Origin of the sequence: Kitasatospora sp. NPDC058170, from assembly GCF_042883905.1 — a bacterium.
Classification (GTDB): Bacteria; Actinomycetota; Actinomycetes; order Streptomycetales; family Streptomycetaceae; genus Kitasatospora.
Genome location: NZ_JBHVUV010000007.1, coordinates 47,372 through 70,296, shown reverse-complemented (window position 1 = coordinate 70,296; position 22,925 = coordinate 47,372). Strand labels below are relative to the sequence as shown.

Sequence of the window (22,925 nt, the reverse complement as noted above, 5' to 3'; positions counted from 1 at the left end):
CTGGCGCCCATGAGCGACGCCGCACAGATGTGGATCACCGCCGTCCCTGCCGAGTCGGGGCCCGGCTCGGCTGCTCAGCTCCGCTGGAAGAACTCCACCTCCGCCAGGGCGAGGTGGCGGTCGCCGTCCAGCCCTGCGGGGGCGTCGAGGGTCAGCCGGATCGTGGTGGCGTCGCTGATGCCGGTCTCGAAGGTCTGCGGACCGGGCTTGTCGCTCAGGGTCAGCGTCTTGAGGACCTTCCGGCCGTCCGACGCCGTCACCTCCATGCCGATCCGGAGCGCCCGGCCCTCGCGGGCGTAGTCCTCGGGCGCGGTCGAGGCGCCGTTGGTGACGATCACGGCCACCAGGCGGAACGGCTTGGCGAAGGTGTACGTCACCGAGGCGCCCGGCGCGGGCGCACCCCAGTAGCGGTTGCTGAGTCCGTCCGTGGCGTCGCCGGCCGGGTGCCCGGGCACCTCGGCGCTCGCCGCCACGCGAACCGGGGTCACCGCCTTGCTCTTGCCCAGCTTGTCCCGGGTGTCCTCGATCAGGCTCCGGCCGGCCGGCAGCAGCAGGAAGCCGCCCGCGCACAGGGCCAGCACCACGGCCAGGATCACCAGGAAGCGCGTCGTGCGGCCCGAGCCGGCCCGGGTCCGGCGGCGCAGCGGCCAGATCGTCCGCCACCAGGGCAGCGGCGGCGGGGTCGTGCCGGGCGTGAGCGGGGTCGCGCAGCGGCGGCAGAAGCGGCGGTCGGGCGGGTTGGGCGTGCCGCAGGAGGGGCAGGGCGCTCCGGCGCCGTCCTCGTCCACCGGGACGGGTCGGACGACCGGGCGCGGCGCGACGGCCTTCGCGGGCTGCACGGGCTGCGGCGAGTCGGGCGGCGGTGAGTCCGGTGGCGGGGATGCTCTCGGCGCGGCTGCCTTCGGGACGGCTGCCTTCGGGGCGGCTGTCCGAGGGGCTGACGTCCGACGGGCCGGGGTCTGCGGGGTCGATGCCTGCGGCGCGGCGGCCTCCGCCTGGGCGGCGGCCTCCGGTGCGGCGGCGGGCTCCGTCGGGGGACCGCCGTCCGGGGTCGTGGCGGCACCCGGCGGCGTGGATGCCGGGGACGCCGGGGCGGCGGGGGCGGTCGAGGTGTCCGACCAGCCCAGGTAGGAGCCGCAGTTGCCGCAGAAGCCGTCCGTCGGACCGTTGGACGCCCCGCACACGGGACACTCGCGCATCGCCGTCACCCCTCCTCACCCGCGGGCGGCCCCGACAGGACCTCCACCCGGCAGACCGTGTGGACCGGGCACAGGCTCCGGACCAGTGAGCGGACCCGTTCCGCGTCCACCTCGTGCGCCTCTCCCCCGCGCCGCGGCCACACCCGTACGAGGACCTCCTCGGCCGGGGCGGGCGGCAGCGCGGCACCGGCCGTGGCCGACCAGGCGGCCCCGCCGTCCCCGCTGACCTCGGCGGACACGCCCAGCACCAGGCGCAGGGCCTCGACCAGGCCGCGCCGGGTGCCGCGCCAGCGGTGCAGTTCCACCGCGCGGGCCACCGCCTCGCGCCGCAGCTCCACCGGCCAGTCGGGGTCGTCGGCGCCGCCCACCCAGGTGGCCAGCCAGGCCAGGAAGTCGGCCGGGGCCAGCCGCGGGTCGAAGTACGAGGGCAGGTTGTCGAGGGTCGTGAACACCGGGGCCAGCACCGTGTCCAGGCCCGCGGTGAACCGCTGCGCGAAGTCGTCGTCGGCGTACAGCGCGGGCAGCTGCTCGCCGATCGGGTACCGGCTGGGCAGTCCCGGTACGGCGGCCCGGCTCATCCGCGCACCTCCGGCTCCCGGGCGGTCACGACCACCTGGTGCTGGTAGGAGAAGACCAGCGCGCCCGCGCCGACGTCGATCCGGTCGACCGGAGCGCCGCGCCGGCCGGTGACCGGGTCGGCGGCGAACAGCAGGATCTCCTCCACCAGCACGTCCCCGACCGCGCGTTGCAGCACGCCGAACACCTCCCCGTACTGCACGGGCCGCCCGAACGGCCAGCCCGTCCCGTCGGGCCCGCCGCGCAACGGGTCGAGGTGCCGGAACAGCGCGGCGAGCGCCGCGTCGCGCACCCGGTCGGTGTCCGCGGCCGGTGCCGAGAGCCGGGCGACGACGGTGACGCCCTGGTAGACGGGCGGCTCGACGACGAGCCGGGTGCCGATCAGGCGCCGCTCGTCGAGGGCCGCGGTGATCCTGGCGAGGACCTGGTCGGAGGGGATCAGCTGCTCGAAGCGCAGCCGGTCGCCGCGGTCGGCCACCGCGTCCGGCACCACCAGGACCCGGACCGCGCCCGGGCCCGCGTCCCGGTCGGGCAGACAGCGGACCCGGAGCACGGAGGGTGCCGCCTGCCGGGCGATGATCTCGTGGTCCTCGGCGGTCACCGCGCGCTCCTGCATGCGCAGCGCCTCCGGTGCCCGCAGCTTGGCGTTGTCGATCGTCTCCCCCGCGACACCGCCGCGCGCCGCCTCCCGGTTGGTGACCCGGGCGACGTACGGGACGGAGCTGCGCAGGACGGAGACCGCGCCGCGGGAGACGTTGCCCGCCGGGCCGCCGCCGGTGCGGTAGCGGGCCACCCGGATCCGGGCGCCCTTGGAGGGCACGGCCCCGCACGGGCGCAGCGTGCCGTCGGCCTCGCGCAGCACCGGGGGGAACGCGAACTCGCCGGTGGTGGCGTCCACCCGGACGTGCCGGTCGGCCGGCCCGGAGCGCCCGAAGTGCTCCACCACCTCCCAGCGCTGCCACCCGTCCGGCGAGGACACCTCCACCACCGGGGGCTCCCCGTCGAGCAGCACGGGCGGGCGGCCGAGCCGGAAGGACTGCCCCGCCACCCCCTCCGACACGCCGAGCGGTACGTCGGCCACCCGCTCGGCGTGCTCCACGGCCGTCGTGCCGCCGACGGTGAAGACGGCGGCCTCGCGCACGGTCGGCGACTCCGAGTAGAACGGCTGGCCCGGCTCCGCCTCGGTGACCCGGCAGCGCAGCCAGCCCGCGCGGGTGCCGCTGACCAGCGACGCCGTGTGTCCTGCCGGGACGTACACGATGACCTCGCCGGGCCGGTTCAGCCCGCCGGTGCTGTCGGAGCCGGTCTCGCAGCGCTGCCACCGGCCGCCGTCCCACGCCTCCCACACCAGCGGGGGCTGGCGCGGGTCGACGCCGACGCCCTCGACGCGGCTGTCGAGGCGTACCGCGACCACGCAGCGCGGCACCGCCGTCGGCAGGCCGAACAGCAGCGCGTCGCCGGGCTCGGGCGCGGCCTGGAAGCACGGGATGTCCCGGCCCTCGGCCAGCGCGGCCGTCCGGTCGGTCTGCTCTCCGCCGCGGTGCGCGGTGACCAGCCGGGTCAGCTCGCTCGGCACGATGCGCAGGTCGTCGGTGGTGGCGAAGACCACGGCCTCCTCGGTCTCGCCGGCCGCGGTCGTCACCTCGGTGCCCGCGGGCAGCGTCACCGTGTCCGGTTGGGGCGCCGACAGCCAGAAGTCGACGTCGGCGACGGCGGCCGACGGCGGGTAGAGCCGGATGCCCAGCAGGTCCAGGAAGGCCAGGTAGTTCTTGTCCGGGACCCGGTTCAGCCGGTACAGCAGCTGGTCCACGAGGTAGGCGAACGTCTCGATGAGGGTGACGCCCGGGTCGGAGACGTTGTGGTCGGTCCACTCCGGGGCGCGCTGCTGCACGTACCGCTTCGCCTCGTCGACGAGCTGCTGGAACCGTCGGTCGTCCAGGTTGGGAGAAGGCAGGGCCATCAGTCCGCGACCGTTTCCTCGGTCCCCTCCTCGGAGGGGATCGTGTAGAAGGGGAAGACCAGGTTGCGCCGGTCGTTGGTGGTGCGCACGGTGTAGCGCACGTCGATGTAGAGGGTGCCCGCCTCCACCGCGTCGAAGGCCACGACGACCTCGTCCACGGCGATCCGGGGCTCCCAGCGCTCCAGCGCCTCGCGCACCTGCTGGGCGATCCGCCCGGCGAGGGCGCCGTCGCCGGGGGCGAAGACGTACTCGTGGATGCCGCAGCCGAAGTCGGGCCGCATCGGCCGCTCGCCGGGCGCGGTGCCCAGCACCAGCCGGATGGCCTCCTCCAGCTCCTGCTCCCGCTCGACCATGGCGATGCCGCCGGTCGGCCCGACCCGCAGCGGGAACGCCCAGCCGCGCCCGATGAACCGTTCGCTCATCACACGCCTCCGATCAGCACGTTCATGGCGCCGGTCAGGACCATCGCGCCGCACGCCGTCTGGTCGCGGGCCCGCGCGGCGGGCAGCCCGCCGATCAGCACCAGGCCCGCGGTGGCCGCGGCCGGGTTGGGCATGAGCACGTTGCCCGGTCCCAGGGCCGCGTGCGGCGGCACCGGGCAGACGTGCAGGCTGCCCACCACGGCGGCGGGCTGCCCGCCGATCAGCACCGTCGCCACCTGCGCGGCGGCGCCGGGCGGCGGGGTCGCGACCCGGCCACCGTGGTTGGTGGGGTCACCGGTACGGGCTGCGGCTGGCATCGGGGGCTCCTCGGGGAGAACGGTCGGGGCGGCATGGAGAAGTGACGAGGCGTCAGTTGATCCTGATGAGGCGGGCCTTGAGGACGGCGAGCAGTCCGCCGTCGACGGAGACGTCCGCCGTCCCGGACACCTTCACCGACCGGCCGCCGATGCTGACCCCGGCCGTGCCGTCGATGTCCACCTGCCGGCCGGTCACCTTCACGGTGCCCTGCCGGGCGTCGAGCGTGATGCCGTCCCGGTCCAGCAGGACGGAGGTCAGCGGGCGGTTGCGTCCCGCGTAAACGGTGAGCTCGATCCGGTCCCGGCGGTCGTCCAGGCGGACCTCCAGCCGCTCGTCCCCGGTCACCAGCCGCAGCCCGGAGGGGCCCGGCGCCGGCGCGTCCAGCAGCTCCACCCGGTGGCCCGAACGCGACACCACCGAACGGCGGTTGACCTTGCCGCTGGTCGCGTCGACCAGCGGCACGTCGTGCGGCGAGGGCTGGTCCACCCCGTTGTAGAGCCCGCCGATGACGTACGGGCTGTCCAGCAGGCCCTGCTCGAACCCGACCAGCACCTCGTCGTTGACCTCGGGGCTCACCACACCGCCGCCGCCCTTGCCGCCCCACTGGACGGTGCGCACCCAGTCGGTGACGTACGTGTCGTCCAGCCAGGGGAACTTCAGGCGCACCGCGCCGCGTTCGGAGCCGTTCGGCTCGCGTACGTCCGTCACCACGCCGATCGCCAGACCGGGGATGCGCGGGCCGCGCCCCGGGGCGTTGGCGCCGGTCACCAGGCCTGCCAGCGAGCGGTCCGGGCTGGCGCTGACCCACACGGTCGTGCGGTAGCCGCCGTGCGGCTCCAGCACGTGCTGCACGGCCGTCGCCGTGTACCGGCCGGAGAACGCCTCGCCCACGTTGCCCAGCGCCACCGGCTTGCCCGCCCGCAGCAACGGATTGCCCTCGGCCACCGCCTCCAACTCGCCGAACCCTGCGCTGACCTGGGCCGCCGCCGCACGGGCGGCCGCCGTCGTCTCCGCCTGCGTCCGGTACGGGGTGTCGGTGACCGCCACGGCCGAGGTCCCGAAGCGGGCGGCGGCCCCGGGGGCGAGACCCGGCACCACGGTGTCGCTGACCACGGACGGCTGCTCGGCGACCAACGGCCGCTTCGTGGCGACGTCCCAGCCGCGCACCTGCACCTTCGAGGCCCCGTCGGCGGCCGACAGCGCGGCCCGCAGCGCCAGGAGGTTGCGCCCGTACTCCAGGACCATCGGGTTGAGCATGGCCGACGTCGACGGGGAGGGCGCCCCGGACGCCTTCGCGGGCCGGGTGAACTGGAGCAGGCCCTTGTCGTCGACGCGCACCTGCGCACCGCTCTCGGCCGCGAGGAACTGCAGGAAGTCCCAGTCGGAGACGTTCGCCTGGGACAGCTGCCGGTACGTCACCGGCGCGGCCTCCACCCTCCCGACGGCCAGGCCCGCGCCCGCGGCCACCTTCCGGACGATGGCCGCGGCCGTCATGTTCCGGTACGCGACGACCTTGCGGCCGCGCTGGAGGCGGTGGGCCTTGGAGTAGGCGCGGACGACGGTGAACGAACCGGTGCGGTCCCGGTCGATCTCCAGGGCCGTGACCTCCCCGTTGAACAGCCGCTCCCGCGCCTGCCCCTTCGCGGTCGTCACCGACACGCGCAGCGGGGAGCCGATGGTGATGCCGGTGGCGCGCAGGAACTCGTGGTCGGGATCGCGGTAGGTGAGCACGGCGGTGTCCGGCAGGCCGACGTTCTCGTCGACCACACAGCTCACCAGCTGCGCCGCCCAGATCTGCGGCAGTTCGCCGGGCGCCTCCACGATCGGGTCGGCCGCGAACGACCTGCCCCCGGAATCGAACCCGCTCACCGTTCCCCCTCGCTGTCGCCGTGTCCGCTGCGGTGTTCGCTGCCGTACCCGTGCCCGTCGGCGTGCCCGGCGCCGTAGCCGTGCCCGTCGCCGTACCCGTAGCCGTCGCCGGCACCGTAGCCGTGCGCGTAGCCGTCGCCGGTCTCCCGGGCGGTCTCCTCGTCCCGCAGGCCCGGCACCACCAGCTCGGTGCCGGGGGCGAGCGCCATCGGGTCGTCGATGCCGTTCGCCTCCGCGATGGCCCGCCAGGCCGTCGCGTTGCCGTACTCGCGCCAGGCCAGCATCGCCAGGCTGTCGCCCGCCACCACGGTGTGCGTGCTGCGGGCGGTGCGCGCGCCGGACGTCGGGTTCTGGCCCGGTGCGTCGACGCTCGCCTCCTCGATGGACAGCGAGCAGGTCGCCCGCAACGGCTTCCCGTCCACGTCGAAGAGCGTGTACGAGACCGACAGGTTCGACAGCACCCCGTCGAACGAGGTGGTCCGGGCGCTGCCCCACTCGAAGCGCACCCAGGGGCTCGCCGGTTTCTTGCGGCCGAGACTGGCCGGGGTCGGCACGCACGCCTTCATCAGCTTCTCCACCGCCTGCTCCACCGAGTCGTCATGGGTGGCGGTGGCGTCCAGGAAGACCTCCAGGCTCAGGGTGCGCGGGCCGCTGCCCACGAACTCGGGCAGCGCCGACTGCCCCGCCATCCGGGACGGGGACCTCCGCCACTCGGTGGTCTTGCCCAGTTGCAGGGTCGAGGGGTTGAACTGGAGGTCCAACCGGGCGATCGTCCCGCCGGGCTTGGCCCCGACCGAGGCCGGGGGCTCCTTCAGGGTGAGCTGGGCCCTGGCGCGGCTGGCGCGTGCCGATGAGGCCATGGCGTGGGCTTCCTTCCGGAGCGGCGGCGGTCGGGTCGGGCGGTGATCGGGTCAGGCGGTGATCGGGTCGGGCGGTGATCGGACGTGGCGCGGGGGCGGTGGTCGGACGCTCAGGCGGGGACCAGGCCCGCGTGGGCGATCTCCAGGGTCTCCACCGCGGCCGCGGAGTTGGCGGGATCGAAGGACGGCCCCTGCCAGCGGACCGGGACGATCCCGAACACCTGCCAGCTGATGATCCGGCTCAGGTCGGGCCGCAGCGCCACGATCTCGCCGTCCTTCGGCTCGACCCGCCGCAACGTCTCGTCCAGCCAGCGGCCGATCTTCGCCGTGTCGGCGGTGACCGGCCGGGTGAAGGTGATGTTCGACCAGGTCACCCGGCCCGGGAGCTGCCAGGTGAAGCCGTTGTTGCCGCCCTCGGCGTAGCTCTCCATCTCGACCTCGGCGCCCATGCCGGAGCAGGTGTGGAAGGCACCCAGGTCGTTGCCGCCGATCGCCAGCCGGAAGAACACGCTGGTCGCGAAGATGTTGTCGGTCATCGGTCCGTCGTCCGTTTCTCGTTCGTGCGGGTGCTCAGCGGCGCCCGTCGAAGGGCCTGCCCGCGCGTTCCCGGCCGCGCCGCAACTCGGTGCGCAGCAGACGGGCGACCGGGTCGAGCAGGCGGCGTGCCAGGTCGTCCAGGTCGAGGTCGCCGCCCTGCGGTACGGCCTCGCGCGGGCTTCCGCCGGGTCGGCCGGAGGCGGTGGCCCGCGGGGCCGTGGCGGAGGCGGTGCCCGGCGTGGTGCCGGAGGCCGGGGCCGGGGCGGAGGCTGGGGCCGGGGTGGTCCGGACGGCGCCCCCGGTACTGCCGGTGTCGCGTTGCACGGAGGGCGGGAGCGAGGACGGGGGCGCGGCCGACTGGGGTGCCGCCGACGGGGCTCCCGGGGTGCGGACGGGGTCCGGCGTCCTCGGCCGTAGCAACGGCACCACGGGTACGGGCCGCGTCGAGTGCTCGGCCGGGGCCGGCTGGACCACGAGCGGCGGCGCGTGCGGGGTGGTCACGGGCAGGGGACCGGACGCGCGCCGGGGTTCGGACGCGGACACCGGGTGCGGGGCGTGGGGACCGTGCGGGGCATGAGGACCGTGCGGGCCGGGAGGCACGGCGGCTCGCTGGACATGCTGCGGTGCGGCGGTGGAGGGCGGGGCGGCCCAGCGTGCCGCGACCACGGGACGGCTCGCCGCGCGCGGGGCGGCGACGGGGGCTGTCGCGCTCCCCATGTCCCGGCCGCTGCCGAGGGTCAGGGGCCGGGCCGCGAGAAGTTGGACGCTGCGCTGGAGAGCGGCCGGCGCATGACCCGGGGCCCCGGCCCGACCGGCGAGGACGAGCGGGACGGGCCCGGTCGCCCGGGCCGTTGCGGGTGCGGGTGCGGGTGCGGGTGCGGGAAATCCGGCAGGAACTCCGGCGGGACCGTTGGCCGGGCCGCCGCGTCGAGGCGCGGAAGCCGGGGGCGCGGAAGCCGGAGACACGGAGGCCGGGGACGCGGGCTGCTGTCCCGGTGCCGGTCGCGACAGGGGTGTGCGCTGGACGGCGAACGGGGAGGCGGGTCGCGCAGCGGTCGGCGGCATCGCGGGCAGCGGCGCCCCCAACCCGGTGCGCGGACGCCCCGCAACCCGGCCCGGGCCGCTCTCGGCGGCCGGGGCGTCCGTCTGCCGCTGCACGATGGGCAGGGCCGCCCCCGAGGGCGTGGCCGTGGAGGAGGGTTCACCGGCCCGCACATGACCGGCCGCGTGACCGACCACGTGACCGGCCGCGCGGGTGCCCAAGGGCTCGGCAGTGGCGGGGAGTTCGGTCAGCGGCGCACCGAGCACCGGACGGCCGACCGTACGCTGCACGGGCGTGTCGCCGAGCGGCGGGCGATCCGCGGCACGCTCTGCGGGCGCCCCGGATGCGGTCTCCGCCAGGCGCTGGACGATGGGCATGACCGGTGCGGGCGCGGAGATGTCCGGCCCCAAGGTGGCGCTGGGGGTTGGGAGTTCGACCACCGGCGCACCGAGGGATGGCCGGTCGGCGGCCCGCTGCACGGGTGCGTCGCCCGACGTCCCGCGGCTCGCGACGCGCTGCACGGGCGCGTCGGTCGGGCTCTCGGGCGGGCTCTGCGCCGGGCGCTCGACCACGGGCAGGACCGGTGCGGGAGCGGGGGCGGTCAGCCCTGAAGACTCGGCGGGGAGGGAGAGTTCGGCCCCCGACGCACCGAGAGCCGGACGATCGGCCGCACGCTGCACGGGCGCACCGGACGGGCCGCCCTCCGCCAGGCGCTGGACGACGGGCACGACCGACCCGGGATCGGAGGCGGACAGTCCCGAAGGCGCAGCGGGGGCGGCGAGTTCGGCCCCCGACGCGCCGAGGGCCGGACGAGCCGCCGCACGCTGCACAGGCGCACCGGACACGCCCTCCGCCAGGCGCTCGACCAAGGGCATGGCCGGCACGGGAGCAGAGGTGTCCATCCCCACATGCGCGACAGGGGCGGAGGGTTCGGCCGCCGGGGCGCCGAGGGCCGGACGGTCGGCCGCGCGCTGCACAGACGCGTCGCCCAGCGGTGGGCGGCTCGCCGTACCCTGCGCGGGTGGCGTGACGGGCTGGTCGGGGACCGCCTCCGCCTGCCGCTGGACGACGGGCATGGCCGGTGCGGGAGCGGGCGCGGCCGCTCCCGAGGGCACGGCGGGGAGCGGGACTTCGGTCGGCGGCGCGCCGGGCGGCACAGCGTCGGCCGCACGCAGCACAGGCGCCTCAGGAGGCGGACCGCCGACGTGTGCCGGGGGTACCGCGGGACGGACGGCGGGCACCCGGCGCCTGGGCGCGGCAGGCACCGGGGCGACGGTCAGCGACCGGCCGACAGGGCGCGTCCGCACCACGGCGTGGGCCGATTCGGCGCGGCCCACGGGGGCGTCCTCGCCCGGGCGACCGGGACTGACGTCCTTCGCGGTGGCCACGTCCCCGCCCGACCGGCGGCCGGTGGTGGTGGCGGCGGCCGGGCCGGACCCGGTTCCGGCTGCGGCCCGCTGCACAAGCGGGCCGGACGGGCCGGGCAGACCGGACGGGGCCGCCGGGGCGCCGCCGCCGGAGGAGCCGGGGACCACCGCGATCCGGCGGACCAGCGGGAGCCGCGCGGGCGCCGGTGTACGGCCGCCCCCGGCCGGGGACACGGCACTCACCGCGGCCCGCTGGACGGCATGGGCGCCGTCCGCGCCGAGCACGCCCGCCGACTGCACGGCAGCGGAGCGCGTGGGCGCGGACTGCGCGAGCGTGGGATGCGTGGGTGTGGGATGCGTGGGTGTGGACTGCGCGAGCGTGGAATGCGTGGGCGCAAGGCCACGGGTACCAGGCGCACCGCCCGCCGCCCCGGCCCCGGACCCGGCACCCGAGGGGAGCTCCCGCCCGCCACCGGACCGGGCCGCCCCGGCCGCAGGCGAGGCCTGCGCGGACACGGGAGCGCCCATCACCGAAGCACCCGAACCCGAACGCGAACCCGAACCCGAACCCGCCGTACCAGTACCCGACGCACTCGCACCCGAAGGCCGCGAGGCCTGCGCGCCGGGCGCAGCCGGCATCTCCACCCCCGGCGCGGCGTCCGCGTCGGACGACGGGTGCAGCGCCCTGAGCAGCAGCGGGCCGCCGCCGCTGTGGGTGGAGGTGGAGTGTGCGGCGGCAGGGCGGGCGACGCCGCGGACGAGGCCGGCCGGGGCGGTCGGCAGCAGGGCGTGGGCGAGGCCGGTGTCGAAGGACGGATCGCGCCAGGCGGCCAGCCCGTCCCGGAAGGCGAGCCCGTCGCTGACACCCATCGGCGTGCGGGACACGGTCAGGAGGGGCGGCGTAGTACGGCGCCAGCCGCCGTCCCAGTCCGCGGGCACGCCCGTGCCCCGGACGGCGGCGGCCTCCTGGACCGCACCCGCGGCACCCGCGCCCACTCCGCCGACACCGGCACCCGCGCCGGCACCCGCCGCGCCCGCACCGCCCGCACCGCCCGAGGGCGCGGCGGCCGGCGCGGCCGCGCGCCGACGCACCCTGTCCCGCCACGCCATCTGCTCAACCACCTTCGTTCATACGGGCGTTGATACGAGCTATCTCGGTGACCCACTGCCGGCGTTCGCCGTGGGTGAGGTCGAGGATCTCGTCGCGCTGCCAGTGGAAGTGGTAGGCGATGTACGCGATCTCCTCCCTGAGTCGGGGGAGCGCGTACGTCACGATTCCCCCAGGCGCCCACCGGAGAGGTCGACCTCGAAGCCGCCTTCGCAGTGCGGGCAGGTGACCGCCGCGCGGGTGTGGCCCTCGCTGTTGACGCGCCGGTAGAAGTCCTGGAGGAACGCGACGTCCGTCGCGTACATCCGCTCCACGACCCCGGCGTGCACGTCGGTGACGGTGCCCAGCCGGGTGATGACCTGGCTGAGCAGCACCACGCTCAGGTACGCCGGGTTCTCCTTGACCCGCAGGTCGATCTGGGGCCGCAGCTCGTCGCGCGCGGTGGCCAGGCGCATCGAGCCGTGCCGGTGCAGGGTGCCCGCCTCGTCCACGTACCCGCGCGGCAGTTCGAACTCGAACTCGGTGCGCAGTGCGTGCTCCTCGCGCGGCGCCGGAGCGGCGCCGGAGGGTGCCGCGGCCGGCGCCGGGGCCTGGGCCTGGGCGGGCGCCGTGACCTGGAGGATCTCCTCCAGGTTGCCCGCCGTCACCGTACGTCGCCTCATTCGACGATGATCTCCTCGAACACGATGGTCACGGACTCGGTGGCCGCGGCGGACTCGCCGGCCTTGAGGGAGGGGCCCTCCCACTTGGAGGCCCACCCGTTCATCAGCTGGATACGGCGGACGGTCTCGCCCGTGGAGTCCTTGATCTCGATGGTGAGGTTCTGCCGAGCGGTGTCGACGGCCCCGTTGTTCAGGGTCTCCTTGATCCACTTGGTGAACTCGCTGCTCTTGTCGAGTCCCCGCGTGATCGTGACCTCGCCGGCCTGGCGGGCCCCGGGCTGCTTGCGGATGATCTGCTTGCCGTCCTTGCTGACCTGACGGACCTCGACCACCTCCTCCTCGACGGTCAGCCCGCTGATCTCCTGGATCGACTCGACCAGGTAACCACCGAGCTGTACGCCGAAGATATGGGTGGAAAGCGCATCGCCCTCTGCCATGACTGTCTGTCACCTTTCCTTGCTGATCGTCCCGGCCGTCCCGGCCGACCCGGCTGCCCCGGGTATCGCGGATGTCGCGGACCCGCAGGTCACTCGTCGATCAGGCTGGTGCTGTCGGAGAACTGCGCCAGCCGGAACACCACGAACTCGGCCGGCTTGACCGGCGACACACCGATCTCGCAGATCACGCGGCCCTGGTCGATCGACTCCTGCGGGTTGTTGTCCCGGTCGCACTTGACGTAGAACGCCTCCGCCGCCGTCCGGCCGAACAGCGCGCCGCCCCGCCACTCCTCCGTGAGGAACGCGGTGACGTTGCGCCGGATGCTCGACCAGAGCCGGTCGTCGTTCGGCTCGAAGACCACCCACTGGGTGCCCAGCAGGATGGACTCCTCCAGGTAGTTGAAGAGGCGGCGCACGTTCAGGTAGCGCCAGGCCGGGTCGGAGGAGAGGGTGCGGGCGCCCCAGATCCGGATGCCCCGGCCGGGGAACGCCCGGACGCAGTTCACCCCGATCGGGTTGAGCAGGTCCTGCTCGCCCTTGCTCAGGCGCAGTTCGAGGTCGACCGCGCCGCGGATCACCTCGTTGGCCGGGGCCTTGTGCACCCCGCGCTCGGCGTCGCTGCGCGCCCACACGCCGGCGATGTGGCCGCTCGGCGGGACGGTCGTGTTACGCCCGGCGGCCGGGTCGAAGACCCGGATCCACGGGTAGTAGAGGGTGGCGTAGCGGGAGTCGTAGCCCGCCTCGTCGTTGCGCCAGGTGCGTACCTGCTGCGCGGAGAGGCCGGGCGGGGCGTCCAGGACGGCGACCCGGTCGCCCATCTGCTCGCAGTGCGAGATCACGGCGAGCTGGACGGTGCGCACGCCCTCGGCGTCGATGTCGCCGCGCTGGTGGGCGCCCATCAGGTCGGGCACCGCGACCATGGTGATCTCGTCGATGGTCTCCAGTGCCGCGAGCCCGGTCCGGGCCGCCGCGTCGCCGATGTACTCGGCCGGGTCGAGCCGGCCCGCCCCGCCCTGGCCGGCGGCCGGCGCGGGCACGGCGGCGGGGGCGTCGGGCAGGGCCACGGTCTGGCTCGCGGGCCGGCTCTGGGTGGCGCCGCGCTGCTCGGTGACCTCGATCAGCGCCGAGGCGCGGGCCTGGGTGACGAGGTAGCCCTTGACGTTCCTGCGGGCGGACACCTCGTAGGTCTCGGCCACCGGCCCATCGCGGCGGACCAGCAGCTTGAACCGGTCCTCGGGCGGGTTCTCGCCGTCCGCGTCGGTGATCTCCACCGACACGCCGGTGACGCCCGGCCGGACCGCGAGCAGGAACCCGCCGAGCTCGACGGGCTCCGCCGCGCGCTGCTCGGGGCCCGCCGCGGCGGCCGACGCGGAGCCGTCCCGGTCGGAGCCGCCGACCCGGACGACGTACGCGGCGCCGCCGCCGTTGGCGAAGTACCCGTAGACCGCGTGGGGCAGGTAGGCGCCCTCGGTGAACCCGCCGAAGCCCTGGGAGTACTGGTCCCAGCTGGTCACGAGCGTCGGCTCGTGGAACGGGCCGCTCTGGGCGAACCCGACGAACGCGGCGACGGCGGTGCCGACCCCTTCGATCGGGCGAGCACCGGACTGCACCTCCTCCACGTACACACCCGGGGTGAGGTACGTCGGCATGCTCGCTCCTTCGTGTCGCTGGTCTTCGGTCCGGGATCTTCGGCCCGGCTCTGCGGATTCCGTCGGGCTCCGTCGGAACCCGCCGGAACCCGTCGGGCTTCTGTCGTGGCCCGTCCACAGCCTTTCCGGCGGCCGTCGCCGGTGGGAGGGGCCTGGGGACCTGCCCGGGGGCAAGTGCGCTGCCCTCCCCGGCCGCCGCGCCGACCCGGCGGCCGCCCCCGGCTCAGACCCGCGTGACCTGCGCCACGTACGGTCCGAACTCACCCTCCAGGACCAGCCGGCCGAGCTTGCGGTACTCCTGCGCGACCGCCGTCACCACCTGGGCCATCGTCACCGGTTCACCCGACTCCGCGGCGAAGTACGCGGCCGTCACCGCGCAGGCCCGGATGGAGCCTCCGGCCAGCTCGAACCGGTCCGCGCAGAAGCCGAGGTCGAGGTCGTCGGCCCGGGGCACCCGGTCGCCCAGACAGCGGTCCCAGAGGGCGAGGCGCTGGGCGGCGTCGGGCACCGGGAAGTCCGCGATCACGTCCAGCCGGCGGGTGAAGGCCTCGTCCAGGTTGGCGCGCAGGTTGGTGGTCAGGACGGCGATGCCGTCGAAGGACTCCATCCGCTGGAGCAGGTACGCCGACTCCATGTTGGCGTGCTTGTCGTTGGCGTCCTTGACCTCCGAACGCTTGCCGAAGATCGCGTCGGCCTCGTCGAACAGCAGCACCGCGTTGACGGCCGAGGCCTCGGTGAAGATCCGCTCCAGATTCTTCTCGGTCTCACCGACGTACTTGTCGACCACCGTGGAGAGGTCCACCACGTACAGGTCCATGCCCAGGTCGGCCGCCACCACCTCGGCCGACATCGTCTTCCCGGTACCGGACGGACCGGCGAACAGTGCGATCACCCCGCGCCCGCGCCCGCCGCCGGGCCGCATGCCCCACTGCCCGAGCACCTGCTCGCGGTGGCGGGCGCGCACCGCGAGCTCCCACAGGCTGCGGTGGGTGGGGGCGGGGAGCACCAGGTCGTCCCAGCCCACCGCGGGCTCGACCCGGCGGGCGAGGCGGGCGAGTCCCGCGCCGTTCTGGGCCCGTACGGCGGTGCGCAGGTCCTCGGCGGAGACCGGACGGCCGTCGAGCGCGGCCGTGCGCACCGCGGTCCCGGCGGCGCGCCGCAGCTGCCCGGCGTCGAGGCGGTGCGCGGCGACGGACCGGGCGAGCGCGTCGGTCCCCGCGCCGCGCTCCTCGTCGGTCCCCGCACCGCGCCCCTCCCCGGCCCGCGCCAGTGCGTGCCGCCAGCGCGCGACCTGCCGGTCGGGGGCGGGGGCCGCCACCGTCAGGGTGACGGGGGTGTCGGCCGCCCAGGCGGGTTCCCAGCCGCTGGTCCCGTAGGTGAGGAAGGGGATGTCCCGCAGGACGGCGCACAGCGTGCGCAGGACGCGGGCCCGCTCCTCGGGCTTGTCGGGCAGTTCCTCCAGCGGCCCCAGCAGGACGCCCGCGCCCAGCAGCCGGGCCTCACGGGCGACGGTGCGGGCGAGTCCGGACACGGCGCGGGGGTCGTGGGACAGGACCGCCGCGTCCAGGGCCAGCGGCCGCAGCCCGCTCGTGTGCAGCGCGGCGACGGCCAGCCCCTCGGGATCGCCGCCGCGGGTGCGCAGGTGGACATGGCCGGTGCCGGTCCCGACCGCGGCGGCGGCCCGGCGCAGCTCGGCCGGGTCGACGGCCGGATCGTCGGCCGGATCACCGAGCACGCCGGCCAGCAGCGGGTCGGGCGAGGCGTCGCCCAGCAGGTGCGCGGTGACCCGGTCCGGGACGATCAGGACCCGCGACAGGGGCGGCCGTTCGGGCTCGGTGACCTCCAGCAGACCGCCCGCGACCAGCGGCGCGGTGGGGGCTAGCCGGAACCGGGCCGGCGCCGCCCCGCTGTGCCCGCACAGTTCGAGGGCGAGCCCGACGGTGGGCCGGCGGAGTGTCAGGTCGTCGTTGAGGTAGCCGTAGAGCCGCTCGAAGCGGGCGTCCAGATCCGGGGCCAGGGCGACCAGCAGCAGGTCCACGTCCGGGGGCTCCAGACCGAAGCGGGCGGCGAGCACGGCCAGCGGCGAGCCGGGCGGCGGGGCGTCCGGCGGCGGCACGGGCAGGGCGGGCCGCTGCCCCTCGTCCAGGAGGCGGGCGACCGCCTCGGGTGTGAGGTACCGGCCGCGGTACGGATCGTCCGGATCGGGATCGACGGCGCGCCGCAGCGCGACGGCCCTGCGCACCCGCTCCTCGACGACCCGCAGCCGCGTCCACAGGTACGGGACCGGCGCCGGCGCCGGGACCTCGTCCGGGACCGGGGCCGTCGTCCCGGCCGGGGGTTCCACGGTGCGCGTCACGGCTGCCGCTCCCCGCGTCGGCGGCGCGCGGGGGCCTGCCCCCGCTCCCGGGAGCCGCCGAAGCCCTCCGGACCGGGCTCGCTCACCTCCGTGTAGCGCAGACGTCGCGCGGACCGCTGCTCCTCCGGTTCGGCCAGCGCCGCGGCGCGGACGACGAGCCCCTCGGTCACCGGCGGCGCGACGGCCGTGGTGACCCCGGCCAGCGGCGCCCGTACCCGCAGCCCCAGCGAGGGCTTCAGCTCGCCGCCGAGCGCCGACCACACGTCGGAGGCGGCGGGCGCGTCGAGTCCGGTGCCGCCGCCGTCCAGGCCCACGATGAGGCCGAGTTCGGCGAGCGAGCCGGTGAGCAGGTGCGGGGACAGCGAGTCGGTGGACACCAGGCACGTCAGCACCTGGGAGAGCAGCCGGTGTTCGTCCTGCGGCCGGCTCGCCCACGCGGTGACGAGGTACGTCAGCTCGAACCAGCGGGCCGGGGCACGGCGTGCGGCGAGGAAGCCGTCCGCGTCGTACACCTCCCCCGCGCCGCTGGCGCGCCGGGTGTGGTCCTCGCGGACGTCGTACAGGAACACGCACACCGTCGGCGCGATGCGGCGGGCCGCCCAGTCGCGCGTCGGCGCGTCGAACACCACCTCGACGCCCGACGCGTCCAGGCCGGACTCCGCGAGCAGCCGGCGCAGTGCCTCGTCGACTTCGTGGATCATCGGCGGATCACCTCGTTGGGCGGCTGGATCGTGCCGCCGACCACCAGGAAGCCGGTCTGCACCGGGGAGAAGCCGGGGCCGCTCGCGGTGATGACGCGGGGGCCGGTCTGGTCCTTGGCGAGGATCAGCAGCTGGCCGGTGAACCGGCCGTCCGGTCCGGGGACGGTCGGCGCCGCCGCCGCCGTGATGCCCGGCTTCCAGGTGAAGCGCACCGGCGCGCCGGGCGGGAAGTCCTCACCGCGCACCGAGGTGACGAATCCGGGCTTGCCGATCGGCGGGACCGCGACGATCCGCGGCTGGAGGATGCGCAGCTGCTGGCGGGCGTCGTTGTCGCCGGGGTCGGCGTCCGTACCGGTGGTGGTGAGGGTGCCGGTCACCAGGCCGGTGAGGGCCTTGTCGGGGCTGAGGACGACCTGGACGACGGTCCGGGCGCCGGGGGCCAGGTCGGGCAGCGCGCACACCCAGGCCTGGTCGCAGCCGGGCGGCGGCCCGTCGTGGGGCACGCCCTCGGGCAGGCCGACGCGCAGCCGCAGACCGGTGGCCAGCCCGTTGCGGCCGTTGCGGACGGTGTACGTGACGACCACGCGGCCGCCCACGTAGCCGGGGTTCGGCTGCGCCGTGAGGCTCAACCCGGGACCGGCCGCCGGCGCGGGCGGCAGCGGCGGGGGTGTCGGGGCCGGTGCCGGTGCCGGGGGCGGGGGCGGCGGCGCGGGGACGGGTGCCGGCGGCGGGGTGGGCGTCGGCGTCACCGCGGGCGCGGGAGTCGGTGTGGGACTCGGTGTCGGCGTGGGCGTGGGCGTGGGCGTCGGCGTCGGCGGTACGGGAGCCGGGCGCACCGGCACCACGGTCTGCCCGGTGTTGTCGCTGGGCCTCGGGTCGAGGACGGCGCCGGTGACCGACCAGTCCAGGGGCTGGTCGCCGACCACGACCCCGGTCACGGTGACCGTGACCGGCACGGTGGTGCCCGGGCGCACCACCCCCAGGACGCAGACCAGCGCCGCCGCGTCACAGCGGGCGCCGGGCGCGGCGAGCCCCGTGACGGCCACCCCGGGCGGGGGCGCGACGGTCAGCCTCGTCCCGGGCGAGGCCGCCGGGCCGTGGTTGACGACGTCCACCCGGACGGTCGTGGAGTCGCCGACGGTGAGCGGCGCGACCGTGCCGGGCGCCTGGACCGCGAGGTCCACGGACTGCTGGACGCCGGGCTCCTTCTGGCGGCCCGGCAGAGCGCCGGTGAGCGGGGTGCGGGCCCCGGAGGCCACGTCCACCAGGGACAGCTTCTCCGGGCTCTCGGCGGCCACGGCGGCACGGGAGCTGAACACCAGCGCCCGGCCGTCGGAGGTCCAGGCGGCGTCGCGGGGCTGGAAGGGTCCGGTGGCCGCCGTGTCGGGCAGCTCCCGGCCGCAGGCCCCCGGCCGGCCGCGGGCCGCGTCGGGCAGCAGCACCCGGCAGCCGCCGCCCGCCGCGGAGACGAGCAGGATCCCGTTGTGCTCGTCGACCCGGCCGGCGCCGTTCTTGCGGTTGAAGGCGATGGTGGCGCCGTCCGGGGAGAACGCCGGGCTGTCGTCGATGACCTCGCAGGCACCGGGGCAGTGGGCGGCGCTCAGGTCGCGCTGCCGGTCCAGGTGGTCCACCGGCACGGTCCACACGTGCTTGTTGCCGCCGCGGTCGTTGATCACCTGGTTGCGGGTGAAGGCCAGGGTCGTGCCGTCGGAGGACCAGGTGGGCTGGGCGTCACCGCCCCGGGACTGCCCCTCGGGCGGGACGACCACGTCGCGGACCGCGCCGGTGACGGCGTCCGCGATCAGGATCCGACCGGGGCCGGAGGCGTCGCCGACACCGCCGGGGGAGGTCCGGGTGAACGCCAGGTACCGGCCGTCCGGGGAGAAGGCCGGGTCGGTGTCCCAGTCCCCGGGGCCGCGCCCGGCCAGCGGCAGCGCCACCGGGTTGGAGCCGTCGGCGTCCGCGATCCAGATCCGTTCGATCCGCCTGGCCGGCAGGTCCGGTCCGGCCTTCGTGTCCTCGAAGCGGGTCACCACGATCCTGCGGCCGTCGGGCGTGTAGCTCTGCCGCTCGGTCCACGGGTCGTACCCGGTGGCGGGCCGGAACAGCGGGTCCTTCGTCGGATCCTTCTCGGTGTCGGCCGCCGGGTCCTCCTTGAGGACGCTCAGGCCGAGGTCGCGGGGGTCGGAGCCGTCCGGGCGGACGTCCTGGAGGGTCACCGCGTGCGGCCCGGCGGCCGAGGTGCGCTCGACCACCGCCCCGCCGCCCTGGAGCGGACCGAGCCAGGTGACCGGTCCGACCTCGCGGTCCTCGCTGAGCACCACCTGCGGTTCGTCCGCCGAGAGCGCTTTCACCCGGAAGACGTGGTCCCAGTCGCCCTCGCAGGAGCAGGTCCGGTCCGGACTGAGGAAGAGCAGCCCGTCCCCGTCGGGCAGCCAGGCTGCCCCGTGCGTGCGCCAGTCCGCCCGCGGGCCCGCCAGCAGCGGCCCGCCGGTGCGCCCGTCGGTCCACCGCAGCCGGGGCCCGGCGGGTCCGGTGGCGGTGTAGGCGATCCGGTCCCGGGTCGCCGCCTCGTCGACCGGGTTCCACACCGGCTCGGTGCCGGTGCCGTCGGCGGGGTCGGAGACCCGCGTGGCGGGGCCGCCCCGCAGCGGCCGCACGTAGACCTGCCGGCCGGCGGCCCCGTCGGCGTCGGAGGAGTACGCCAGCCGCGCGCCGTCGGGCGAGACGGTGGGGTGCTCCTCGTTCGCGGGGGTGTCGGTCAGCCGGGTGAGGCCGGTGCCGTCGGTGCGCACCAGCCACAGGTCGCGCTGCGTGCCGCCGGCCCGGGCGGGCTGCGCCGCGTCGAAGACGACCGACCGGCCGTCCGGGGTCAGCCGCGGGTTCGCGGCGTCCAGACCGCTGGTCAGGCGGCGCACCGAGCCGTCGGCGGAGCGCAGGTAGACCTGCGGGGCCGGCTCGTCGCGGCGGCTCGCGAAGACCAGCCGGTCGCCCAGGGCGGCGGGCTCGGCGTCGAAGTGGGCCGGGCCCTCCCCGAACAACGGGGTGCTCGACGTGCCGGTCGCCACCCGGCCGAGGCTCCGGTGGCGGGTACCGGCGTACGCGATCCGGTTGTCCCCGGCGTCGGCCGCCACGGGCCGGGCCTCGGGGTCGCCCGGGCCGGCGGCCGCCGTCACCGCGAGCAGGGGCGCCAGCAGCAGCAGCGAGGCGCCGGCCCTCCCCCAGCGGTGTCGCCGACGGCCGGATTCAGCCGTGCCCATCGCGGTCCACCTCACAGTCCGGTCCACCATCCACGTCCGAGTCCACGTCCGAGCCCACCTCCGACGGCGCCCACCCTGCCGTCCCGCACGCGCGGACCGGCAGGGCCCGGGGGCCGCGCCCGGGGGAAGCACCGGCTGCGCTTTCGGGCAGCCGGTGCGTCGTCCGGTCAGATCAGCCCGTTGCGCAGGGCGTAGCCGACGGCGTGCGAGCGGTTGCGCAGCTGGAGCCGGGTGATGACCTCGTGCAGGACGTTCTTGACGGTCCGTTCGGAGTAGGAGGTGTTGCGCGCGATCTCCGCGGTGTCCAGGCCCTCCGACACCAGGCGCAGCATGTCCGCCTCGCGCGGGGTGAGGGTGGACAGGGACACCGCGTGCGGGTCGAGCGCCGAGCGCTGCAGGCTGCCGACGTGGTCGAGGAGCTTGGCGAGCAGGTCTCCGGGCAGGACGCCCTCGCCGTTCGCCATCGCCAGGACCAGCCGCAGCAGCCGGTCCTGGTCGGCCTCGGCGCGCCGCAGCACCGCGGTGACCCCGCATTCGATGGCGCGCTGCAGGGCGTCCCCCGAGTCGAAGGTGCCGACCACGAGCCCGGTGCGGGTGGCGGAGTTGTGGCGCAGCCGGTAGAGCAGGGCGGCCGTCTCGTCGTCCACGCTGTCCACGGCCACGAGCGAGACCCGCGCGTCGTGCGCGCCGGCGTCGTCGACCAGCTCGACCTCGGGCCGCTGGCGCAGCTGTTGGACGATCCCGACGTGCAGGACCGGGTCCGAGGCGTACACGGCCACGGTGACCCGCCCACCGGGGCCCCCGGATGCGGTGCCCTGCGCGGCCCGGGTCGAGGCCGGTGCCGGAGCCTGGGCCTGGGCCGGTGCCCGGACCGGCGCGGGGGCCTGGGCCGGAACCCGGGCCGGAGCCGTGGCCTGGACCGGAACCCGGGCCTGGGCGGCCGGACGCGGGGTGCCGGTGCCGGACGGGTGGACGGTGCCGTTGAGGTCGGCGTGGAGCATGAGGTGTACCTGTTCCATGATGCGTATGAGGGACGTACCGCAGGATTGAAAGTCAACAAAGAGCCTGGCCAAGGGAGTTGGGAGGCGTCCGGAGGGGCATCGCGGCTGCCCGGGGCCCTGCCCCCGCGTCCGTGGAGGCGGGGGCGGCGGCGGCGTAGCGTCGCGGCGTGACGACCCCAGCATCCACTCCCAGCCCCGGCGCGCCCGGCCTCGACATCCCGTCGGTGACGGTGACGCCGGGCGGTACCGCGTCCACCAGCCTGACCGTTCGCAACGACGGCGACATCGTCGAGGCGTACCGCCTGGAAGTCGTCGGTGACTGTGCTGCCTGGACCACGGTCGAACCCGACCGGGTCTCGCTCTATCCGGGCACCTCGGAGACGGTGACCATCCGCCTGGCGCCCCCGCGTTCGCCGCAGGTGCGGGCGGGCGAGGTGCCGCTGGCCGTGCGGGTGCTGCCGACCGAGCACCCCGAGGCGGTCCGGGTCCCCGAGACCACCGTGCACGTCGAGGGGTTCCGGGAGCTGCGGGCCGAGAGCGCTCCCAAACGCCGCCGCGGCTGGCTGCGCGGGCGTTACCGCCTCGCAGTCCGCAACGAGGGCAACCGCCCCGTACGGGTGGGGTTCACCCCGGCCCAGCGCGGCGAGGAGCTGAAGTTCGACATCCGCCCCGCGGAGCGGAAGCTGGAGCCGGGCGAGTCGGCGGAGGTGGCGCTGCGGGTCCGCACCGGGAAGCCCGTGTGGTTCGGCAAGCCGGTGACCTGGCCGTTCACCGTCACCGTGGCGGAGACCGGGGCCGCACCCGGCGACGCGGGCGAGGACGAGCGGGAGCGGCCGCGGGCGGAGGCCGAGTTCGTCCAGATACCGGTCTTCCCCACCTGGCTGCTCGCGCTCCTGGCGGCGCTCCTCGCACTGCTGCTGGCCTGGTTCCTGCTGGTGCGCCCCGCCGTGCGCAGCACGGCCAGGGAGGCCGCCGACCAGGCGGTCCAGAAGCAGTCGGCAGCGCCCACCGAGGAACCGGTCGCCGGCCAGACCCCGGCGACCGGTCCCGGCCGACAGCCGGGCACCGGGGTCAGGAGCACCCCGCCCGGAGCGGGCGCGGGCGGTACCGGCAGCGGAACGGGTACCGGCACCGGAACGGGCGGCGACACCGGGACCGGCCTGGGCGGCGGGCAGCAGAGTTCGGCCACCATCGACCTGACGACCGCCGGCGGGGAGACCAAGGCCGGTACCTACACCGTGCCCGTGAACCGGTCGTTCGGGATCACGGACATCGTCGTCGCCAACTTCCAGGGCGACGAGGGCGTCGTGACGATCAACTTCGGCGACCGAAAGATCACGACGATCGCGCTGGAGACGTTCCGCAATCAGGACTACCACTGGGTCACCCCCATCAGGATCACCGAGAACCAGACCGTGACGGTCCAGGTGACCTGCGCGAAGCCGGGCACCCCAGCCACCGGTCTTCAGGCGCAGGAGTGCCACGAGGTCCTCAACGTCAGCGGTGTGCTGAGCGACCTCAGGTGAACAGATGCCACACGCATCGTCTGTCAGGTCGACCGCTGAGCAAAGAGGCGCATGCGCCGTCCCGTCCGAAAACCG

The 22,925-nt window shown here is 75.7% G+C and carries 17 protein-coding genes and 1 pseudogene; 1 reads left to right on the top strand and 17 read right to left on the bottom strand.

What is annotated here, in order from left to right; translation table 11 throughout:
* Positions 1-74 precede the first annotated feature (74 nt).
* The 17 genes and pseudogenes from ACFVVX_RS10195 to ACFVVX_RS10115 all read right to left on the bottom strand — a co-directional run bounded on the left by ACFVVX_RS10195 (position 75) and on the right by ACFVVX_RS10115 (position 21,342).
* Entirely contained in the window at positions 75-1,199 is a 1,125-nt protein-coding gene (locus ACFVVX_RS10195) for an NADase-type glycan-binding domain-containing protein (RefSeq protein ID WP_387943515.1), read from the bottom strand.
* 5 nt (positions 1,200-1,204) lie between these two features.
* Positions 1,205-1,777, bottom strand: coding sequence for a phage tail protein (locus ACFVVX_RS10190; protein WP_387943513.1), 573 nt, complete (start codon positions 1,775-1,777; stop codon positions 1,205-1,207).
* The gene (locus ACFVVX_RS10185) at positions 1,774-3,735 is read right to left on the bottom strand and encodes a putative baseplate assembly protein (protein ID WP_387943511.1); all 1,962 of its coding nucleotides are present in this window, start codon (positions 3,733-3,735) and stop codon (positions 1,774-1,776) included. The genes ACFVVX_RS10190 and ACFVVX_RS10185 overlap by 4 nt, the downstream gene beginning before the upstream one ends.
* Positions 3,735-4,157 (bottom strand): GPW/gp25 family protein, encoded by a 423-nt coding sequence (locus ACFVVX_RS10180; RefSeq protein WP_387943509.1) that lies wholly within the window; start codon positions 4,155-4,157, stop codon positions 3,735-3,737. The genes ACFVVX_RS10185 and ACFVVX_RS10180 overlap by 1 nt, the downstream gene beginning before the upstream one ends.
* On the bottom strand, positions 4,157-4,474 hold the full coding sequence (locus ACFVVX_RS10175; RefSeq protein ID WP_387943507.1) for a PAAR domain-containing protein: 318 nt from the start codon (positions 4,472-4,474) through the stop codon (positions 4,157-4,159). The genes ACFVVX_RS10180 and ACFVVX_RS10175 overlap by 1 nt, the downstream gene beginning before the upstream one ends.
* Positions 4,475-4,526: 52 nt before the next feature.
* Positions 4,527-6,344 carry a VgrG-related protein gene (locus ACFVVX_RS10170; protein WP_387943505.1) on the bottom strand — a complete coding sequence of 606 codons (1,818 nt, stop codon included), beginning with the start codon at positions 6,342-6,344 and terminating at the stop codon, positions 4,527-4,529.
* Between the two features lie 161 nt (positions 6,345-6,505).
* A pseudogene (locus ACFVVX_RS10165) lies at positions 6,506-7,204 on the bottom strand (LysM peptidoglycan-binding domain-containing protein); the annotation flags it as partial.
* A 110-nt stretch (positions 7,205-7,314) separates the two neighbouring features.
* Entirely contained in the window at positions 7,315-7,740 is a 426-nt protein-coding gene (locus ACFVVX_RS10160; protein ID WP_045943037.1) for a phage tail protein, read from the bottom strand.
* Positions 7,741-7,774: 34 nt separating this feature from the next.
* On the bottom strand, positions 7,775-8,065 hold the full coding sequence (locus ACFVVX_RS10155) for a hypothetical protein (protein ID WP_387943503.1): 291 nt from the start codon (positions 8,063-8,065) through the stop codon (positions 7,775-7,777).
* A gap of 3,199 nt (positions 8,066-11,264) precedes the next feature.
* Positions 11,265-11,423, bottom strand: a complete 159-nt coding sequence (locus ACFVVX_RS10150) for a DUF6760 family protein (protein ID WP_387943501.1) — start codon at positions 11,421-11,423, stop codon at positions 11,265-11,267.
* Entirely contained in the window at positions 11,420-11,920 is a 501-nt protein-coding gene (locus ACFVVX_RS10145; RefSeq protein WP_387943499.1) for a hypothetical protein, read from the bottom strand. The genes ACFVVX_RS10150 and ACFVVX_RS10145 overlap by 4 nt, the downstream gene beginning before the upstream one ends.
* Complete coding sequence (locus ACFVVX_RS10140; protein ID WP_148648195.1) at positions 11,917-12,357, bottom strand: phage tail protein; 441 nt, start codon at positions 12,355-12,357, stop codon at positions 11,917-11,919. The genes ACFVVX_RS10145 and ACFVVX_RS10140 overlap by 4 nt, the downstream gene beginning before the upstream one ends.
* Positions 12,358-12,446: 89 nt before the next feature.
* Positions 12,447-14,006: a phage tail sheath family protein gene (locus ACFVVX_RS10135; protein ID WP_387943497.1), complete on the bottom strand. Its 1,560-nt coding sequence runs from the start codon at positions 14,004-14,006 to the stop codon at positions 12,447-12,449.
* A 223-nt stretch (positions 14,007-14,229) separates the two neighbouring features.
* Positions 14,230-16,362 (bottom strand): AAA family ATPase, encoded by a 2,133-nt coding sequence (locus ACFVVX_RS10130; protein ID WP_387943495.1) that lies wholly within the window; start codon positions 16,360-16,362, stop codon positions 14,230-14,232.
* Positions 16,359-17,063 carry a DUF4255 domain-containing protein gene (locus ACFVVX_RS10125; protein ID WP_387943493.1) on the bottom strand — a complete coding sequence of 235 codons (705 nt, stop codon included), beginning with the start codon at positions 17,061-17,063 and terminating at the stop codon, positions 16,359-16,361. The genes ACFVVX_RS10130 and ACFVVX_RS10125 overlap by 4 nt, the downstream gene beginning before the upstream one ends.
* Positions 17,060-20,323 carry a hypothetical protein gene (locus ACFVVX_RS10120; protein ID WP_387943491.1) on the bottom strand — a complete coding sequence of 1,088 codons (3,264 nt, stop codon included), beginning with the start codon at positions 20,321-20,323 and terminating at the stop codon, positions 17,060-17,062. The genes ACFVVX_RS10125 and ACFVVX_RS10120 overlap by 4 nt, the downstream gene beginning before the upstream one ends.
* 167 nt (positions 20,324-20,490) lie before the next feature.
* Complete coding sequence (locus ACFVVX_RS10115; RefSeq protein WP_387943489.1) at positions 20,491-21,342, bottom strand: LuxR C-terminal-related transcriptional regulator; 852 nt, start codon at positions 21,340-21,342, stop codon at positions 20,491-20,493.
* Positions 21,343-21,491: 149 nt separating this feature from the next.
* On the opposite strand from ACFVVX_RS10115, the gene ACFVVX_RS10110 reads away from it, so the two are divergent.
* On the top strand, positions 21,492-22,850 hold the full coding sequence (locus ACFVVX_RS10110; protein ID WP_387943487.1) for a hydrolytic protein: 1,359 nt from the start codon (positions 21,492-21,494) through the stop codon (positions 22,848-22,850).
* Positions 22,851-22,925: the final 75 nt, after the last annotated feature.

Coding starts and splice junctions, on each gene's coding strand:
- ACFVVX_RS10140 (WP_148648195.1), bottom strand. CDS start 12,357: ATGGCAGAGGGCGATGCGCTTTCCACCCATATCTTCGGCGTACAGCTC.
- ACFVVX_RS10190 (WP_387943513.1), bottom strand. CDS start 1,777: ATGAGCCGGGCCGCCGTACCGGGACTGCCCAGCCGGTACCCGATCGGC.
- ACFVVX_RS10135 (WP_387943497.1), bottom strand. CDS start 14,006: ATGCCGACGTACCTCACCCCGGGTGTGTACGTGGAGGAGGTGCAGTCC.
- ACFVVX_RS10180 (WP_387943509.1), bottom strand. CDS start 4,157: ATGAGCGAACGGTTCATCGGGCGCGGCTGGGCGTTCCCGCTGCGGGTC.
- ACFVVX_RS10115 (WP_387943489.1), bottom strand. CDS start 21,342: ATGGAACAGGTACACCTCATGCTCCACGCCGACCTCAACGGCACCGTC.
- ACFVVX_RS10185 (WP_387943511.1), bottom strand. CDS start 3,735: ATGGCCCTGCCTTCTCCCAACCTGGACGACCGACGGTTCCAGCAGCTC.
- ACFVVX_RS10195 (WP_387943515.1), bottom strand. CDS start 1,199: ATGCGCGAGTGTCCCGTGTGCGGGGCGTCCAACGGTCCGACGGACGGC.
- ACFVVX_RS10120 (WP_387943491.1), bottom strand. CDS start 20,323: ATGGGCACGGCTGAATCCGGCCGTCGGCGACACCGCTGGGGGAGGGCC.
- ACFVVX_RS10125 (WP_387943493.1), bottom strand. CDS start 17,063: ATGATCCACGAAGTCGACGAGGCACTGCGCCGGCTGCTCGCGGAGTCC.
- ACFVVX_RS10160 (WP_045943037.1), bottom strand. CDS start 7,740: ATGACCGACAACATCTTCGCGACCAGCGTGTTCTTCCGGCTGGCGATC.
- ACFVVX_RS10145 (WP_387943499.1), bottom strand. CDS start 11,920: ATGAGGCGACGTACGGTGACGGCGGGCAACCTGGAGGAGATCCTCCAG.
- ACFVVX_RS10175 (WP_387943507.1), bottom strand. CDS start 4,474: ATGCCAGCCGCAGCCCGTACCGGTGACCCCACCAACCACGGTGGCCGG.